Below are 17103 nucleotides of genomic sequence, written 5' to 3'. Positions count from 1 at the left end.
GTGTGATGGGGGCAGATAGGAGGGCGCTCCTGCCGATCCGTAGGGTGCATAACGCGCCAGCGTTATCCGCCGCGGGGCAACGGCGGATAACCCGTTCCGGGTTATCCGCCCTATATCCTGCGCCACGCCATCCTGGGTAGAGCGGCGGATTCAAGAAGGCAGAAAGAAAAAAGGCGGCAAGCCCGGTTAGAGCTTGCCGCCAAGGCGTGGATCGGGTCGATCAGGCTTGCTGGGTGGCGCTCAGCTGGTATTCCTCGCCGGCGTAATAGGCGCGCACCCGGCGGTCCATCACCGCGCGCCAGAGCGGCGGGAACAGCGCGAGGACGATCATCCCGGCGTAACCGTTGGGCAGTTGCGGGCTCTCGTCGAAGTGCCGCAGCACCTGGTACCGGCGCTTGGCGTTGGCGTGGTGGTCGGAATGGCGCTGCAGGTGGAAGAGGAACAGGTTGGTCAGCAGGAAGTTGCTGTTCCAGGAGTGCTCGTGGGTGGTCCGCTCGTAGCGTCCGGTATCCAGGCGGCGGCGGTGCAGGCCGTAGTGCTCGACGTAGTTGACGATCTCCAGCAGGGTGAAGGCCATCACCGACTGGCCGATGAAGTACACCGCGCCGATCCAGCCGAAGGCGACGCTGAAACCGACCAGGAACAGCGCGCTGATCACGTTCCACCAGATCAGCTCGTTGCGCCAGTGCAACGCCGGCAGGCCCTTGCGCTTGAGGCGTTCGGTCTCCAGCCGCCAGGCGTTGAGGAAGTTGTGCTTGTAGGCGTGGGGCAGGAAGGCGTACAGGCTCTGGCCGTAGCGCGAGGACGAGGCGTCCTCCGGCGTAGAGACATGCACGTGGTGCCCGCGCACGTGCTCCACCTTGAAGCCCGCGTAGCACACCGCCGCCAGCAGCAGGCCGCCGGCGTTCTGCTCCAGTTCCGGGTCCTTGTGGATCAGCTCGTGGGAGACGGTGATGCCGATGGCGCCCATCACGGTCCCCACGGAAAGTATCCAGCCGAGCTGGCCGACCCAGTTCCAGGCGTCATAAGTGGCCAGCACCCAGCCGCCATAGACCAGCATGCCCAGCAGCAGCGGCACGGTCAGCAGGCTGAGGAAGCGGTAGTAGCCCTCGCGCTCCATGGGCGGGACATCCTCCACCTCGTCGGGATTGGCCGGATCGCGGCCGACCACGAAGTCCAGCAGCGGGATCACCCCGAACACTACGGTGATGACCAGCCACGCCCAGGCATTGGGATAGTCGCTACCGTAGGACCACCAATAGCTGACGGGAATGCCGAAGACGGGAACCAGCCAGATCCAGTAGCCGGCTTTCTTAAGACGCAACATCCAGGCAGGGGAAAGGAACAAAGCGAACATGGACGACTCCCGATACGTCTCTTGTGTAGGATTGTCAGACAATCCTGCGCCTGTTCCTCCCGGCGGATGCACCAACCTTTGTTCTGTCGTCCATCCTGGGCGGGGGATGGCGCGGTAACACCCTGTGTTACACTTCGCGTCCGCAATACCCCCTCGAAAGCGCCCCGATTCTTAAGGACAACCATGACGTTCAAGGCCCCGGACAGCCTGGCTGAGCAGATCGCGCATCACCTTGCCGAACGCATCATCCGGGGCGAACTCAAGGAACGTGAGCGCATCCAGGAGCAGAAGGTCACCCAGACCCTCAACGTCAGCCGCGGCTCGGTTCGCGAAGCGCTGCTGATCCTCGAGCGCCGCCATCTGGTCGTCATCCTGCCGCGCCGGGGGGCGCAGGTGTCCGAGCTGTCCGCGGCGCACGTGGAAAGCCTCTACTCGCTGGTAATGGAGCTGTACATCATGCTCGCCAGCAGCGTGGCGCGGACCTGGCGTGAAGAAGCCGACCTGGCGCCCTTCATGGCCATCCAGCAGCGCCTGCTGGACGAGCTTGATCGCGGCGATATCAATGCCTTCGTCGAATCCAGCTTCGACATCATGCGCGCTGCCTTCCCGTTCGCTGCCAACCCTTACCTGCAGGAAACCGTGGAAAATCTCCTGCCGGCCATCAGTCGCACCTATCATCTGGCCCTGGAACGCCGCAAAGGCGAGATGAGTCAGTTCATCGGCAGCTTCGAAAGCCTGCTGCGCGCGGTGGTGGGCCGCGACGAGGCGGGCATCCGCGAGGTGCTGCTCGACTACGGACGGCACAACAGCCAACTGGTCCTGGCCGCACTGGCTGAAAGATAAGAAGAGAGGGGAAGGGCGCATGCGGCTCAAGTGCATCAAGCTGGCGGGCTTCAAGTCCTTCGTCGACCCGACGACGGTCAATTTCCCGAGCAACATGGCGGCCGTCGTCGGCCCCAACGGTTGCGGCAAGTCCAACATCATCGACGCCGTTCGCTGGGTGATGGGCGAGAGTTCGGCGAAGAACCTCCGTGGCGAGTCGATGACCGACGTCATCTTCAACGGCTCCAACACGCGCAAGCCGGTGACCCAGGCGTCCATCGAACTGGTGTTCGACAACTCCGACCAGACCCTGCTGGGCGAATACGCCAGCTACGCCGAGATTTCCATCCGCCGCCGCGTCACCCGCGACGGCCAGAACACCTACTTCCTCAACGGCACCAAGTGCCGGCGTCGTGACATCACCGACATCTTCCTCGGCACCGGCCTTGGGCCGCGCAGCTACTCGATCATCGAACAGGGCATGATCTCCAAGCTGATCGAGGCCAAGCCAGAGGACCTGCGCAACTTCATCGAGGAAGCCGCCGGCATCTCCAAGTACAAGGAGCGCCGCCGCGAGACCGAGAACCGCATCCGCCGCACCCAGGAAAACCTCGCGCGCCTCACCGACCTGCGCGAAGAACTGGAACGCCAGCTGGAACGCCTGCACCGCCAGGCCCAGTCGGCGGAGAAGTACCAGGAATTCAAGGCCGAGGAACGCACTCTCAAGGCCCAGCTCGGTGCCCTGCGCTGGCGCGACTTGAACGAGCAGGTCGGGCAGAAGGAAAAGGTCATCGGCGACCAGGAAGTGGCCTTCGAGGCGCTGGTGGCCGAGCAGCGTAGCGCCGACGCCAGCATCGAGCGCCTGCGTGACGGCCACCACGAGCTGTCGGAAACCTTCAACCAGGTGCAGGGCCGCTTCTATTCCGTGGGCGGTGATATCGCCCGCGTCGAGCAGAGCATCCAGCACGGCCAGCAGCGTTTGCGCCAATTGCAGGACGACCTGCGCGAGGCGGAGAAGACCCGCCAGGAAACCGAATCCCACCTGGGCCACGACCGCACCCTGCTCGCCACCTTGGGCGAGGAGCTGGAGCGCCTGGCTCCGGAACAGGAAATCAGCGCCGCCGCCGCCGAAGAGGCTACCGTCGGCCTGGAAGACGCCGAGCAGCGCATGCACGACTGGCAACAGCGCTGGGACGCCTTCAACCAGCAGAGCGCCGAACCGCGTCGCGAGGCGGAAGTGCAGCAGTCGCGCATCCAGCATCTGGAACAGAGCCTGGAACGCCAGGGCGAGCGCCAACGCCGCCTGAACGACGAGCGCACGCAACTGGCTGCCGATCCGGAAGATGCCGCGATCCTTGAGCTGGGTGAGCAGGTCGCTGCCATCGAGTTGCTGCTGGAAGAGTCGCAGATCGAAGAGCAGGAACTGGCTGAGCGCCTGGAGCGCGTGCGCCAGTCCCTGCAGGAAAGCACCGCTGCGCAGCATCAGGCGCAGGGCGAGCTGCAACGCCTGAATGGCCGCATCGCGTCGCTGGAGGCGCTGCAGCAGGCCGCGCTCAATCCGGGCGACGGCACTGCGCAATGGCTGCGCCAGCAAGGGCTGGAGCAGCGCCCGCGCCTTGCCGAGGGCCTGCGCGTGCAGTCGGGTTGGGAGCTGGCGGTGGAAACCGTGCTCGGCGCCGACCTGCACGGTGTGCTGCTGGATGACGTGAAGGGGCTGCCGTTCGACGCGCTGGAGAAGGGCGAGCTGCGCTTGCTCGACCTGGCCGCCGGCGCCGTTTCCCGTCCCGGGAGTCTGCTGGACAAGGTCGAGACCCATGTCGACCTGAGCTACTGGCTGGGCCGCGTGCGCCCGGTCGAAACCCTGGAGCAGGCGCTGGCCCAGCGTGCGTCGCTGGGGGATGGCGAAAGCTTGATCAGCCGCGACGGCTACTGGGTTGGCCGCAACTTCCTGCGCGTGCGCCGGGGCGAATCCGCCGATGGCGGCGTGCTGGCGCGTGGCCAGGAGCTGGAGCGCCTGTACATCGAGCGCGAGACGCTGGAACAGCGCCTTGCCGAAGTCGACGAGCAACTGGTGCGCCTGCGTGACGAACAGCGTCAGGCTGAGGAAGGTCGTGACCAGGTGCGTCGCCGCCTGCAGGACGAAGGTCGTCGCCAGGGTGAGCTGAAGGCGCAGCTGTCCGCGCAGCAGGCCAAGGTCGAGCAGTTGACCCTGCGCCGCCGCCGTCTGGACGAAGAGCTGGCCGAACTGGCTGAGCAGCACGCCGTCGAGCAGGAACAGCTGGGCGAAGCCCGCCTGAGCCTGCAGGAAGCGCTGGACGCCATGGCCGTGGACACCGAACGCCGCGAATCACTGCTGGCCGAGCGCGACGGCATGCGTGAGAAGCTCGACCGCATCCGCCAGGAGTCCCGCCAGCACAAGGATCACGCCCATCAGCTGGCTGTGCGCGTCGGCTCCCTGCGCGCCCAGCACGAATCCACCCGCCAGGCGCTGGAGCGCCTGGACAGCCAGGCCGTGCGCCTGGTCGAGCGTTGCGAGCAGCTCAACCTCAATCTGGAGGAGGGCGCCGCGCCACTGGAAGAGCTGCGCATGCGTCTCGAGGAATTGCTCGACCGGCGCATGGCGGTGGAAGACGAACTCAAGCATGCGCGCCTGGCGCTGGAAGACGCCGACCGCCAGCTGCGTGACGCCGAGAAGCGCCGCACCCAAGCCGAGCAGCAGTCGCAACTGCTGCGCGGCCAGCTGGAGCAGCAGCGCATGGAGTGGCAGGCCCTGAACGTGCGGCGTAAGTCGCTGCAGGAGCAGCTCCACGAGGATGGCTACGACCTGCACGGCGTGCTGGGCACTTTGCCCCACGACGCGGCCGAGAAGGTCTGGGAAACCCGCCTGGAAGAACTGGCCGCGCGCATTGGTCGCCTCGGCCCGATCAACCTCGCGGCGATCGAGGAATACCAGCAGCAGTCCGAGCGCAAGCGCTACCTGGACGACCAGAACGACGACCTGGTGGAAGCGCTGGATACCCTGGAAAACGTCATCCGCAAGATCGACAAGGAAACCCGCAACCGCTTCAAGGAAACCTTCGACCAGATCAATGCTGGCCTTCAGGCATTGTTCCCCAAGGTTTTCGGCGGCGGTCATGCCTATCTGGAACTTACCGGCGAGGATCTACTCGATACCGGGGTGGCGATCATGGCGCGGCCGCCGGGCAAGAAGAACAGCACCATCCATCTTCTGTCCGGTGGCGAGAAGGCCCTGACCGCTCTGGCGCTGGTGTTTGCGATCTTCCAGCTGAACCCGGCACCGTTCTGCATGCTCGACGAAGTCGATGCGCCGCTGGACGATGCCAACGTCGGCCGTTATGCGCGGCTGGTGAAGGAGATGTCGGAGAAAGTGCAGTTCATCTATATCACCCACAACAAGATCGCCATGGAGATGGCCGATCAATTGATGGGCGTGACCATGCACGAACCGGGTTGTTCGCGTCTGGTGGCAGTGGATGTGGAAGAGGCTGTTGCGCTCGCCGAAGCGTGATCGTCCGGGCGAACTTGAGCTATGCTGGCAAGATGCTTTGTTTCCAGCCTAACGCATTGATTTGATTGGGGTAGGGTTCACTTCGGGTGCGCAGCTGGCGGCCGCTATGAAAAGTTGCAAAGAGTGCGGCGGAGTGTCGCCTCAGACAGTGTAAAGTTATGTGAGAGCGTGTTAGCTTAACCCCCACTTTTGTATCGCGTGGAAAACATCAGTCAGAACATGAAGTTGGCTCCACGTTTTCAAGGGATAGGATGTCCTTTTTTTCATCATCATTTTTTGTTCAGGGGCTACGGGATTAGATGGATATCGGTCTGCGCGAATGGCTGATCGTCATTGGGCTTATCGTCATCGCCGGCATTCTGTTCGACGGTTGGCGTCGCATGCGGGGTGGCAAGGGCAAGTTGCGTTTCAAGCTGGATCGCCAGTTTGCCAACCAGCCCGATGACGGGGACGAAACCAACCCGGAACTGCTCGGGCCTTCCCGGGTAGTCGACCATCGCGAGCCGGAACTCGACGAGGAAGACCTGCCCAAGGTCAGTGCCAAGGAGTCCCGTGGCAAGCGCCGCGGCGAGCCGCGCCAGGGTGACCTGAACCTGGACGACCCGGCGCCGAACCTGCTCGGTCCGCTGGACGAAGAGGATTTCCCCAATCCGCTGGACGAAGTGCCGGCAGAGAAGGACAAGTCGAAGAAAGATCGCAAGAAGGACAAGGAGCGCGTAGCTCCCGCGCCTGCTGCTCCGTCGGCGCCGCAGGCGCCGGTCGACGAAGTGCTGATCATCAACGTGATCAGCCGCGACGAGAACGGCTTCAAGGGCCCGGCGCTGCTGCAGAACATCCTCGAAAGCGGTCTGCGCTATGGCGAGATGGACATCTTCCATCGCCACGAGAGCATGGCCGGCAACGGTGAAGTGCTGTTCTCCATGGCCAACGCGGTCAAGCCGGGCACCTTCGATCTGGACAACATCGACCAGTTCAGCACTCGCGCAGTGAGCTTCTTCCTTGGTCTGCCGGGTCCGCGCCATCCCAAGCAGGCGTTCGACGTGATGATCGCCGCCGCCCGCAAGCTGGCCCAGGAGCTCAATGGCGAGCTGAAGGACGAGCAGCGCAGCGTGATGACCGCGCAGACCATCGAGCACTACCGTCAGCGCATCATCGACTTCGAGCGACGCGCCCTGACCCAGAAGCGCTAAGCTTTCCGCACGCTGCACAAAAAGCCCCAAGCGACCCTTGGGGCTTCGCATTTCTAGCCGCAACCTCTTGCCGCCCGAGATTCCCGCATGACCGACTCCCAATCCGCAGCCGAACGCATCGCCCAGCTGCGCAGCGAACTCGACGACCACAACTACCGCTACTACGTGCTCGACGAGCCGAGCGTGCCGGACGCCGAGTACGACCGCCTGTTCCGCGAACTGAAGGCGCTGGAAGCCGAGCATCCCGAACTGATCACCCCCGAGTCGCCGACCCAGCGCGTCGGCGGTGCGGCCGCGTCGGCTTTCGGCGAGGTACGCCACGAAGTGCCGATGCTCAGCCTGGGCAACGCCTTCGAGGAACAGGACCTCAGCGACTTCGATCGCCGTGTGCGTGAAGGTCTGGCCGACCAGCTGCCGGCGTCGGACCTGTTCGGTGGCGGCGCCGAGGTGGAGTACAGCTGCGAGCCCAAGCTCGATGGCCTGGCAGTCAGCCTGCTGTACGAGAACGGTGTGCTGACCCGTGGCGCCACGCGCGGCGACGGCACCACCGGCGAGGACATCAGCGTCAACGTGCGCACCATCCGCAATGTGCCGCTGCGCCTGAAGGGCGAGGGCTGGCCGGCGGTGCTGGAAGTCCGTGGCGAAGTCTTCATGTCCAAGGCCGGCTTCGACGCGCTCAACGAGCGGCAGATGGAAGCCGGCGGCAAGACCTTCGCCAATCCGCGCAACGCCGCGGCCGGCAGCCTGCGTCAGCTGGATTCGAAGATCACCGCCAGCCGCCCGCTGGAGTTCTGCTGCTACGGTTTCGGCCGCATCGAGGGCGGCGCGCTGCCCGGTACCCAGGTCGATATCCTCGAGGCTCTCAAGGGCTGGGGTATCCCGATCAGCCGCGAGCTGAAACTGGCCAAGGGTGTCGAGGGTTGCCGTGCCTATTACGAAGACATTGGTGCCCGCCGCGACAGTCTCGCGTACGAAATCGATGGCGTGGTGTTCAAGGTCAACCGCATCGACTTCCAGCGTGAGCTGGGTTTCCGCGCCCGCGAGCCGCGCTGGGCTATCGCTCACAAGTTCCCGGCGCGCGAAGAACTCACCGAACTGCTCGACGTGGAATTCCAGGTCGGCCGCACCGGCGCGGTGACCCCGGTCGCGCGCCTGAAGCCGGTGCAGGTGGCTGGCGTGACCGTGTCCAACGCCACGCTGCACAACATGGACGAAGTTGCCCGCCTGGGTCTGATGATCGGCGACACCGTGATCATCCGCCGTGCCGGCGACGTGATTCCGCAGGTCATGCAGGTCGTCACCGAGCGCCGTCCGGCGGACGCCCGCCCGGTGGCGATCCCTACCCAATGTCCGGTGTGCGGCTCGCAGGTCGAGCGCACTCAGCTGGTCAAGCGCAGCAAGGGCAAGGAGTCGGTCAGCGAAGGCGCCATCTACCGTTGCGTCGGCCGGCTGTTCTGCCAGGCGCAGCTTAAGCAGGCGATCATCCACTTCGTCTCGCGCCGCGCCATGGACATCGACGGTCTTGGCGACAAGATCGTCGAGCAACTGGTGGACAAGGGCCTGGTGAAATCCCCGGCGGACCTCTACACCCTGACCTTCGAGCAGGTCATCGAGCTGGAAGGCTTTGCCGAGGTCTCCACGCGCAACCTGCTAGCCGCCATCGCCGACAGCCGCAAGCCCGCGCTGGCACGCTTCGTCTTCGCCCTGGGCATCCCGGACGTGGGCGAGGAAACCGCCAAGCTGCTGGCGCGCTCCCTGGGTTCCCTGTCACGTATCCAGAAGGCGCTGCCGGAAGTGCTCACCTACCTGCCGGATATCGGTGGCGAGGTGGCCTACGAGATCCATAACTTCTTCGATGACGAGCACAACCGCAGCGTGATCGCTGAGCTGCAGAATCCGGAGCATGGCGTCCAGCTGCAGGACGAAGGCGAGGTTTCCGCCGAGTTCGCCGCCGTCGCCACCCTGGCGGGCTTCATCGACAAGCTGAACATCCCCTTCATCGCCGCTACCGGCGCCGAGAAGCTGGCTGACCGCACGGGCAGTCTCGACGCGCTCATTACCCTCAGCCAGGACTGGCTCGATCTCAGTACGCTCAAGGGCGTGAACGAGAGGGCCAAGCAGTCGGTGCGCGAGTACTTCGCCGATGCCGCCCGCGTTGAGCGTGCGAAGGCGGTCGAAGCGCAGTTGGCGGAGTTCGGCATGCACTGGCGCAGCGAGCGCAAGGTGGTCGAAGGTCTGCCGCTGGCCGGCCAGACCTGGGTGCTGACCGGCACCCTGGAGGCCATGAGCCGCGACGTCGCCAAGGAAAAGCTTGAAAGCCTGGGCGCCAAGGTGGCCGGCTCGGTCTCGGCCAAGACCCACTGCGTCGTTGCAGGACCGGGAGCTGGTTCAAAGTTGGCCAAGGCTCAGGAACTTGGCGTCGCCGTAATGGACGAAGAGCAGCTGGTCAAGCTGCTGGCCGACCATGGCCTCGGCGCCTGACACGCCTTTCTTCCGATCAAAGAATCAAGATCAATGCATCAAGGAGTCAATCCATGCCCATGACCAAGGACCAACTGGTTCGCGATATCGCTGAATCCCTCGACCTGACCCAGGCCGCCGTGCGCGGCGTGTTCGAGCAACTGGCGCAGATCGCCCAGGACGCCCTGGAGAACGACGGTGAGCTGACCCTGCCGGGTATCGGCAAGCTCAAGGTCAGCGAGCGCGCTGCCCGCACCGGCCGCAATCCGCAGACCGGCAAGACCATCGAGATCGCTGCGAAGAAGGCGGTTCGCCTGGTGCCCGCCAAGGCCCTGGTTGACAGCCTGAACTGATCGGCAGGCCCGCTCCGGCCCCAGCGTTGCGACGCAGGACGGGGCGGGCCAACGATTGACGGAGAGCGAGATGGACAAGGCAAGAAAGCAGCGCCTGCTCGGCGTCGGGGCGCTGGTGGTGTTGTTCGGGGCCTACGTGGCCTGGACCGAGCGCCCGCAGATCGTCCTTCATTACGAAGGCGTGGGCGGGCCGGCGGTGAGCTACAGCTTCAAGGAAAACGGCGAGGAAACCCTCGCGGGCGAGATCAAGCCGGGCGAAGCGCGCGCCTTCCCGCTGCGCCTGCTGCGTTCGGGCGAATACCGCGTCGCCTTCCAGTTCCACCAGGGGGCGGAGCGCTACTCCACCTTCAGCACCCGTCCGGGCTACAGCAAGATGGACCTGTTCATCGGGCCGAACCTGGAAGTCTCCACCCAGCCTCGACCCGAAGGGCTGCTCCAGGGGCAGTAACGCCCCTTACAGGTACTCGGCCACCAGCACCACATTGCGCTGGCCCGCGGTCACGCCACCCTTGGCGATCTCGCGGATCACGTTGTCGGTGTCGCCGGTGGCCGCGATGCCTTTCCCCAGCGCCTTGCCGCGCGCATCGGTCAGCCGGTAGCTCACGCTGGGCATCGCGCCGCGAGGCTCGTTCAGCATCATCGTCATGGCCTGGTTGCACTCGCTCAGGCGTACCCTCGCGCTTTTGGCCGTGACTTCGCTCAGCCCGACCTGGCAGGTCGGCTCGACCACGGCGCCACTGAAATGGATGACGCCATCGTAGGCCATCAGCGGGGCTGAGAAGAGCAGGGCAACGAGAGTGGTGGATCGCAGTGCAACGGACATGCTGGCATTCCTCGCTCGGTCATGGCCCGCCTTTGAGCGACGGGTTCTTCCTATAGCGTCGGCACCGTTGGAATTTTCTGAATTGGCTGTGGGGTAATTCCCATAATCAAAGGGCAGATTCGTGATGAATATCAGGAATTGCGTGTGTAACGCCGCTAAGTGCTTGAAGTGCTTGTAAGTTGCGCTCAAGCCGCTACAATGGCGCGGCTCGCTGATCTGGCGAGCTTCTCGTGATGGTGGCCCTGTCGGTCCCCCCGCAACGATTACTCGCTTACCTGGTCAGGTCCGGAAGGAAGCAGCCAAGGCGGGGACATTGTGTGCCGGGGTGTGGCTGGCGGGGCCGCCTCCATTTCGGGCCCAGGAAAATCTTCCGCGCCCTTCCTGTCGATGCACAGGTCGCCTCAGCGATAGTGACTCAGGATTTCCTCGATCTTCCCTGACGCCTTGATCTTCGCCAGCACCGAGAGCACCTCGTCGGCGCGGACTTCCGGGGCGTCCAGCACCATGCACGACAGCGGCGTTTCCTCGATCACGCTGGCGATTCTCAGACGCTCTGCCTCGGGCAGTTCACGGTTGAACCAGTTCAGCGCGAACTCGCTGCTGATTGCGTACTGATAGCGGCCGATACGCAGCTTCTTCAGCACCAGTTCCTGGTTGCGTGCGTCGTCGCGGGTCAGCCAGTGGCTGTCCAGCAGCGGCTGCAGGCGCGGGTAGTGATAGCCCAGCACGGTGCCGACGGACTGGCTGGGCAGGGTTTCCAGCTTGTCGGCCGGGGCGTCGCGGACCACCAGCAGGTCGCGTTGCACCATCAGCGGTGCAGTCCAGCGGTAGTCCTTGAATTCATGCTCGGTCCAGGTGCGCGACACGTAGCAGCGCACGTCGACGGAGTGGCTGAGCAGAGCCTGCTCGATGCGGGCGCGGGGCACGATGTGGAAGGCTGCCGGGCGGCCCAGTTCGCGCGCCGTCTCGTTGAACAGCTCGTACATGATGCCGCCGGTCAGTTCGCCATTCTCGATCTGCGCCAGCGGCATCGCCCAGCTGTCGACCACCGAAAAGCGCAGGGGACGGTCGTCGGCCTGGGCGAGGGCAGTGGTCAGCAGCAGGGTGGTGGCGAGGAAGCGCATCAAGGCTCCGTTGATGGCAGAACGACTACACAATGCCGTGTAGCCCGGCCCTTGCCAAGATGCGACAACGACCAGTGCGGACATCGGGTGCAATTTACGGTCCGCTTCGCTAGGATTAGCGCACTTCTGCTCACCTGTCGCGATGGATTTCAATGAGTTATCAGGTTCTTGCCCGCAAATGGCGTCCGCGCTCGTTCCGCGAAATGGTCGGCCAGACCCATGTGCTCAAGGCCCTGATCAACGCGCTGGACAACCAGCGCCTGCACCACGCCTACCTGTTCACCGGTACCCGCGGCGTGGGCAAGACCACCATTGCGCGCATCCTGGCCAAGTGCCTGAACTGCGAGACCGGCGTCAGTTCGACTCCCTGCGGGCAGTGCTCGGTGTGCCGCGAGATCGATGAAGGCCGCTTCGTCGACCTCATCGAAGTGGACGCCGCCAGCCGCACCAAGGTCGAAGACACCCGCGAGCTGCTCGACAACGTGCAGTACTCGCCGAGCCGCGGGCGCTACAAGGTCTACCTGATCGACGAAGTGCACATGCTCTCCAGCCACAGCTTCAACGCCCTGTTGAAGACCCTGGAGGAGCCGCCGCCCCACGTGAAGTTCCTGCTGGCCACCACGGACCCGCAGAAACTGCCGGTGACCATCCTCTCGCGCTGCCTGCAGTTCTCGCTGAAGAACATGCCGCCGGAGCGCGTGGTGGAGCACCTCACCCACGTCCTGGGCGCCGAGAACGTGCCGTTCGAGGACGACGCGCTGTGGCTGCTCGGCCGTGCGGCCGATGGTTCCATGCGTGACGCCATGAGCCTCACCGACCAGGCCATCGCCTTCGGTGAAGGCAAGGTGCTGGCCGCCGACGTACGTGCAATGCTCGGTACCCTGGATCACGGGCAGGTCTACGGCGTGCTCCACGCACTGCTGGAAGGCGATGCCCGTGCGCTGCTGGAGGCCGTCCGCCACCTGGCCGAGCAAGGCCCGGACTGGGGCGGCGTGCTCGCCGAAATGCTCAACGTGCTGCACCGCGTGGCCATCGCTCAGGCGCTGCCCGAGGCGGTGGACAACGGCCAGGGTGATCGTGACCGCGTGCTGGCATTGGCCCAGGCGCTGCCGGCCGAGGACGTGCAGTTCTACTACCAGATGGGCCTGATCGGCCGCCGCGACCTGCCGCTGGCGCCCGATCCCCGTGGTGGCTTCGAGATGGCGCTGCTGCGCATGCTGGCGTTCCGCCCGGCCGATGCCGACGGCGCGCCCAGGTCACCACTAAAGGACCTGGGGATCAGCAAGGCCACGGCTGACTCCAACCCGAACCCAGTGGCCGGCGCCGCCGTTGCAGCGCCGGTTGCATCCATTGCTCCGCCGCCTGCTGCGCCAGCGCCGGTCGCTCCTGTAGCGCCGGTCGCCGAGGTTGCCCCGGTCGTCGCCGCGCCGCAGCCTCAGGTGGCTCCGGCTCCGGCTCCGGCTCCGGCTCCGGCTCCGGTGGTGGAGGCTGCGCCTGTTGCTGCTCCCGCGCCGGTCGTCGAAGCGGCTCCTGCTCCTATCGAAGCGCAACCGGAAGTGGTCGTCGCTGCAGAGCCTGTCGCTCCGGCCGTCGAGCCGCAGCCGCCGGTTGCCGAAGCGCCGGTCGACCTACCGTGGGACGAACCCTCGGCGCCGGTTTCCGCCGCTCCCGCGCCGGTCGAACCTGCTGCACCTGCACCTGCACCTGCCCCCGTAGCGGCAGCGCCGGCTCCTGCGCCGGTGGAAGCACCTGCACCCGTCGTGGCAGAAGCCTCAGCCGACGACGATGATCGCGACGACGAGCCGCCGCCCGCCGAGGACTACTACGAAGTCGACATGGAGTCCTACGGCTACCTCGAAAGCGAGGCGCCGCAGGAGCAGGCCGAGCCGGAACCCGAGCCCGCCGCCATGCCCGCCACCGGCCTTGCCGCCGAGTGGCTGGACCTGTTCCCGCGCCTGGGCCTGGCCGGCCTGACCGCCAGCATTGGCGCCAACTGCACCCTGGTGGCCGTGGACGGTGACAACTGGCACCTGCACCTGGACCCGGGCCAGAGCGCGCTGTTCAACGCGACCCAGCAACGCCGCCTGAACGACGCGCTGAACCAGTTCCACGGGCGTACCCTGACCCTGCAGGTCACCCAGCAGAAGCCCGAGCAGGAAACCCCGGCCCAGGCCGCCGCGCGCAAGCGCGCCGAGCGTCAGCGCCAGGCCGAGGCTTCGATTGCCGCCGACCCTTATGTGCTACAGATGAAGCAACAGTTCGCCGCGGTCGTCCGCGACGGTACTATCGAACCCCTGGAGGCCAAGGCTTGAGCCTTGGCCGACGACTGAACGAATCGAGGAACTCGACATGATGAAAGGTGGCATGGCCGGCCTGATGAAGCAGGCCCAGCAGATGCAGGAAAAGATGCAGAAGATGCAGGAAGAGCTGGCCAACGCTGAAGTGACCGGTCAATCCGGCGCCGGCCTGGTGAGCGTGGTGATGACCGGTCGCCATGACGTCAAGCGCGTCTCCCTGGATGACAGCCTGATGCAGGAAGACAAGGAAATCCTCGAGGACCTGATCGCCGCTGCGGTGAACGACGCCGTGCGCAAGATCGAGCAGAACAACCAGGACAAGATGTCCGGCATGACCGCCGGCATGCAGCTCCCGCCTGGCTTCAAGATGCCTTTCTGATCCAGGCTCTTCCCCTGTAGGAGCGAGCTTGCTCGCGAACGCTCTACCGGCCCTTCACGGCCTGGCAGGGTTCGCGAGCAAGCTCGCTCCTACAGTCGTTCTACCCCTCCGAAAAATATCCTGAGACTGCCCCATGAGCTTCACGCCGCTGATCCGCCAACTGATCGATGCCCTGCGCACCCTGCCCGGAGTGGGGCAGAAGAGTGCCCAGCGCATGGCGCTGCAGCTGTTGGAGCGCGACCGCAGCGGCGGCCTGCGTCTGGCCCAGGCGCTGACTCGGGCGATGGAGGGCGTTGGCCATTGCAAGCAGTGCCGCACCCTGTCCGAGGACGAGTTCTGCCCGCAGTGCACCGACCCGCGCCGTGACGACAGCCTGCTGTGCGTGGTGGAAGGCCCGCTGGACGTGTTCGCCGTCGAGCAGACCGGCTATCGTGGCCGCTACTTCGTGCTCAAGGGGCACCTGTCGCCGCTGGATGGTCTCGGCCCGGAGGCCATCGGCATTCCCGAGCTGCAAGCGCGGATCAAGGCAGGCAATTTCAGCGAGATCATCCTCGCCACCAACCCCACGGTGGAAGGCGAGGCAACCGCCCACTACATCGCTCAGCTGCTCGGCGGCGGCGACCTGGTGCTGTCGCGTATCGCCCACGGCGTACCGCTGGGTGGCGAGCTGGAACTGGTGGACGGCGGCACCCTGGCGCACGCTCTGGCAGGGCGCCGACCGATCAGCAGCTAACGGTCGGCAAGGCGCAGCAGCTCGCGATCATCCATCCGGTAGGCCATCCACTGGTCTTCACGCCGGCCGCCCAGGCGCGAGTAGAAGCGCTCTGCCGCGTCATTGCCGGCCAGCACATCCCAGAGCAGGCGGCCCGCGCCTTGTTCCAGCGCCCATTGGGCAACGCGCCGCATCAATTGCTCGCCTACGCCCCCGCCGCGCCGTGCCTGGGCGACATACAGCTCCTTGAGTCGAACGCTCGGGCGTAGATCGAACGTGAAGGCCAGGCATTGGACGACGGCGTAGCCGCAGATGGCATCGGTCTCGGCGACGAATACCTGGCATTGCGCCGCCGGCCCGAAGGCGCGTGTGAGCAGGGCGTTGCCGTCAACCGCGAAGCCGTCGAGATAACCTTCGAACTCCGCCAGCGCGCGCATCAGCTCAAGCACCGCTGGAACATCATCCGGCCGAGCCTCGCGAATGCTCAGCAGGCGCACGAGATGCCTTCCGTCTGGCTGCGTTCACCGTGCCCCTCGGCACCGACCAGCGCCAGGCCTTCGTCCAGCCAGCCGGTCACGCCGCCGATCATCTCCTTCACTGGCAACCCCAGCGCGGCGAGCTTCGCGGCGGCGCGGTGCACGCCGTTGCAGTGCGGCCCGGCGCAGTAGACGACGAACAGGGTGCCCGACGGGAACTGCGCCATGTGTCGTGCATCGATCTCGCGAGTGGGCAGGTTCAGCGCGCCGGGGACGTGGCCACGGGCGAAGGCGGTGGCGTTGCGCACATCGAGCAGGACGAAATCCTGCTCGCCGTTCTGCAGGGCGTGGTTGACGTCCGAGCAATCGGTCTCGAAGGCCAGGCGCTGGCTGAAGTGGGCGAGGGCGTCGGCGGGAAGGGCGGCGGGGAACTGGCTGACGAGGCTGGGCATGGCAAGGCTCCTGTGGAAAGTGGGAGCACTGTATGGGGCCCTTCGGATCGGCTACAGTGGCGGACTGGACAGTGATCGGAAGTTTTCCGCCAAATGCCGCGCAATCCCCTGGAAGTCGCCGTGCTCGCTTACGACGGCCTGTGCACCTTCGAATTCGGCATCGCCGTGGAAATCTTCGGCCTGCCGCGTCCCGAGTTCGACTTCCCCTGGTACAGCCACCGGGTCGTTGCCGTCGATGAGGGGCCCATGCGCGCATTGGGCGGCATCCGCATATTCGCCGACGGCGGGCTGGAGTCGCTCGACACGGCAGGCACGATCATCGTGCCGGGCTGGCGTGATCGTACTGAGGCACCGTCCGCCGAGTTGGTGCAGGCACTGCGCAAGGCCCATGACGAAGGCGCGCGGCTCCTGTCGATCTGCTCCGGGGTCTTCGTCCTGGCCGCAACGGGATTGCTGGACGGCCAGCGAGCGACCACCCACTGGCGCTATGCCGAGGAGCTGGCGACGCGCTTCCCGGCCATCGAAGTCGATGCCCAGGTGCTCTATGTGGACGCCGGGCAACTGATCACCTCAGCCGGCAGTGCGGCGGGCATCGATGCCTGCCTGCACCTGGTGGCGCGGGACTTCGGTACGCAGGTTGCCAATACCGTCGCGCGGCGCCTGGTGATGTCGCCACAACGCGCTGGCGGTCAGGCGCAGTTCATCCCCGCACCGGTAGCACAGGCGCCCCGGCATGACCTCGCCGGGCTGCTGGACTGGGTCCGGCAACGCCTGGACCGGTCGATCAGCGTCGGCGAACTGGCGAGCCGTGTAGCCATGAGCGAGCGCACCTTCCTGCGCCGCTTCAGCGAAGCCACGGGGATGACGCCCAAGGCCTGGCTGCAGCACGAGCGCATGCTGCGCGCCCGCGAATTGCTCGAAAGCAGCGCCGACAGCATCGAGCGGATCGCCGAGCAATGCGGCTTCGGCACCGTGGAAAGCTTCCGCAATGCCTTCCGTGGTGCGGCGGGCGTAGCGCCTTCGGCGTACCGCGAGCGGTTCGGGACGGCGCATCTGTCCTAGCCGATGGCGGGTGTCTCGCCTTGAAAACCAAGCAAGCGCTCGGTAAGTTTCAGTCAAACCGTCTGGA

15 protein-coding genes and 1 other RNA gene are annotated in these 17103 nt (G+C 65.4%); 11 read left to right on the top strand and 5 right to left on the bottom strand.

The features are described 5' to 3' along the window. Positions 1-220 precede the first annotated feature (220 nt). Complete coding sequence (locus tag ABKS89_RS19605; RefSeq protein WP_348586716.1) at positions 221-1357, bottom strand: alkane 1-monooxygenase; 1137 nt, start codon at positions 1355-1357, stop codon at positions 221-223. A 183-nt stretch (positions 1358-1540) separates the two neighbouring features. On the opposite strand from ABKS89_RS19605, the gene ABKS89_RS19600 reads away from it, so the two are divergent. The 6 genes from ABKS89_RS19600 (at position 1541) to ABKS89_RS19575 (ending at position 10159) form a co-directional block, all read left to right on the top strand. After that, positions 1541-2200, top strand: coding sequence for a GntR family transcriptional regulator (locus ABKS89_RS19600; RefSeq protein ID WP_348586714.1), 660 nt, complete (start codon positions 1541-1543; stop codon positions 2198-2200). Between the two features lie 19 nt (positions 2201-2219). Beyond that, a complete protein-coding gene (gene smc, locus ABKS89_RS19595) occupies positions 2220-5708 on the top strand; it encodes a chromosome segregation protein SMC (protein ID WP_348586713.1) in 3489 nt (1162 codons plus the stop codon). A 299-nt stretch (positions 5709-6007) separates the two neighbouring features. Beyond that, on the top strand, positions 6008-6898 hold the full coding sequence (gene zipA, locus ABKS89_RS19590) for a cell division protein ZipA (protein ID WP_138214762.1): 891 nt from the start codon (positions 6008-6010) through the stop codon (positions 6896-6898). Positions 6899-6985: 87 nt separating this feature from the next. Then, the gene (ligA, locus tag ABKS89_RS19585) at positions 6986-9379 is read left to right on the top strand and encodes an NAD-dependent DNA ligase LigA (protein WP_348586711.1); all 2394 of its coding nucleotides are present in this window, start codon (positions 6986-6988) and stop codon (positions 9377-9379) included. 53 nt (positions 9380-9432) lie between these two features. Then, the gene (locus tag ABKS89_RS19580; RefSeq protein WP_024763913.1) at positions 9433-9711 is read left to right on the top strand and encodes an HU family DNA-binding protein; all 279 of its coding nucleotides are present in this window, start codon (positions 9433-9435) and stop codon (positions 9709-9711) included. A gap of 70 nt (positions 9712-9781) precedes the next feature. After that, entirely contained in the window at positions 9782-10159 is a 378-nt protein-coding gene (locus ABKS89_RS19575) for a hypothetical protein (RefSeq protein ID WP_081518571.1), read from the top strand. A gap of 6 nt (positions 10160-10165) precedes the next feature. Here ABKS89_RS19575 and ABKS89_RS19570 read toward each other — a convergent pair whose 3' ends face one another. Next, positions 10166-10534 (bottom strand): fimbrial protein, encoded by a 369-nt coding sequence (locus ABKS89_RS19570; RefSeq protein WP_138214760.1) that lies wholly within the window; start codon positions 10532-10534, stop codon positions 10166-10168. Positions 10535-10777: 243 nt separating this feature from the next. Between ABKS89_RS19570 and ffs the strand changes: the two genes are divergently transcribed. Continuing rightward, an RNA gene (ffs, locus tag ABKS89_RS19565) (signal recognition particle sRNA small type) lies at positions 10778-10874 on the top strand. 61 nt (positions 10875-10935) lie between these two features. Here ffs and ABKS89_RS19560 read toward each other — a convergent pair. Then, positions 10936-11658 (bottom strand): substrate-binding periplasmic protein, encoded by a 723-nt coding sequence (locus ABKS89_RS19560; RefSeq protein ID WP_138214759.1) that lies wholly within the window; start codon positions 11656-11658, stop codon positions 10936-10938. 152 nt (positions 11659-11810) lie between these two features. Between ABKS89_RS19560 and dnaX the strand changes: the two genes are divergently transcribed. The 3 genes from dnaX to recR all read left to right on the top strand — a co-directional run bounded on the left by dnaX (position 11811) and on the right by recR (position 15067). Continuing rightward, positions 11811-13970, top strand: coding sequence for a DNA polymerase III subunit gamma/tau (dnaX, locus tag ABKS89_RS19555; protein WP_348586709.1), 2160 nt, complete (start codon positions 11811-11813; stop codon positions 13968-13970). Between the two features lie 37 nt (positions 13971-14007). Then, positions 14008-14334, top strand: coding sequence for a YbaB/EbfC family nucleoid-associated protein (locus ABKS89_RS19550; RefSeq protein ID WP_045209089.1), 327 nt, complete (start codon positions 14008-14010; stop codon positions 14332-14334). Positions 14335-14467: 133 nt separating this feature from the next. Beyond that, positions 14468-15067, top strand: a complete 600-nt coding sequence (gene recR, locus ABKS89_RS19545; protein ID WP_138214757.1) for a recombination mediator RecR — start codon at positions 14468-14470, stop codon at positions 15065-15067. Here the strand turns inward: recR and ABKS89_RS19540 are convergent. After that, positions 15064-15543 carry a GNAT family N-acetyltransferase gene (locus ABKS89_RS19540; RefSeq protein WP_348586707.1) on the bottom strand — a complete coding sequence of 160 codons (480 nt, stop codon included), beginning with the start codon at positions 15541-15543 and terminating at the stop codon, positions 15064-15066. The two genes, recR and ABKS89_RS19540, sit on opposite strands and share 4 nt — an antisense overlap. Then, positions 15531-15974, bottom strand: coding sequence for a rhodanese-like domain-containing protein (locus ABKS89_RS19535; RefSeq protein WP_348586705.1), 444 nt, complete (start codon positions 15972-15974; stop codon positions 15531-15533). Before ABKS89_RS19535 ends, ABKS89_RS19540 begins: the two co-directional genes overlap by 13 nt. A gap of 93 nt (positions 15975-16067) precedes the next feature. Here ABKS89_RS19535 and ftrA point away from each other — a divergent pair, with 93 nt between their 5' ends. Beyond that, positions 16068-17036 carry a transcriptional regulator FtrA gene (gene ftrA / locus ABKS89_RS19530; protein WP_348586704.1) on the top strand — a complete coding sequence of 323 codons (969 nt, stop codon included), beginning with the start codon at positions 16068-16070 and terminating at the stop codon, positions 17034-17036. Positions 17037-17103: the final 67 nt, after the last annotated feature.

It is taken from the genome of Pseudomonas sp. LABIM340 (genome assembly GCF_040017195.2).
Taxonomy (GTDB): Bacteria; Pseudomonadota; Gammaproteobacteria; order Pseudomonadales; family Pseudomonadaceae; genus Pseudomonas.
Note: the sequence above shows the minus strand (reverse complement) of the source record. Positions and strands in the feature narration are given on the sequence as shown.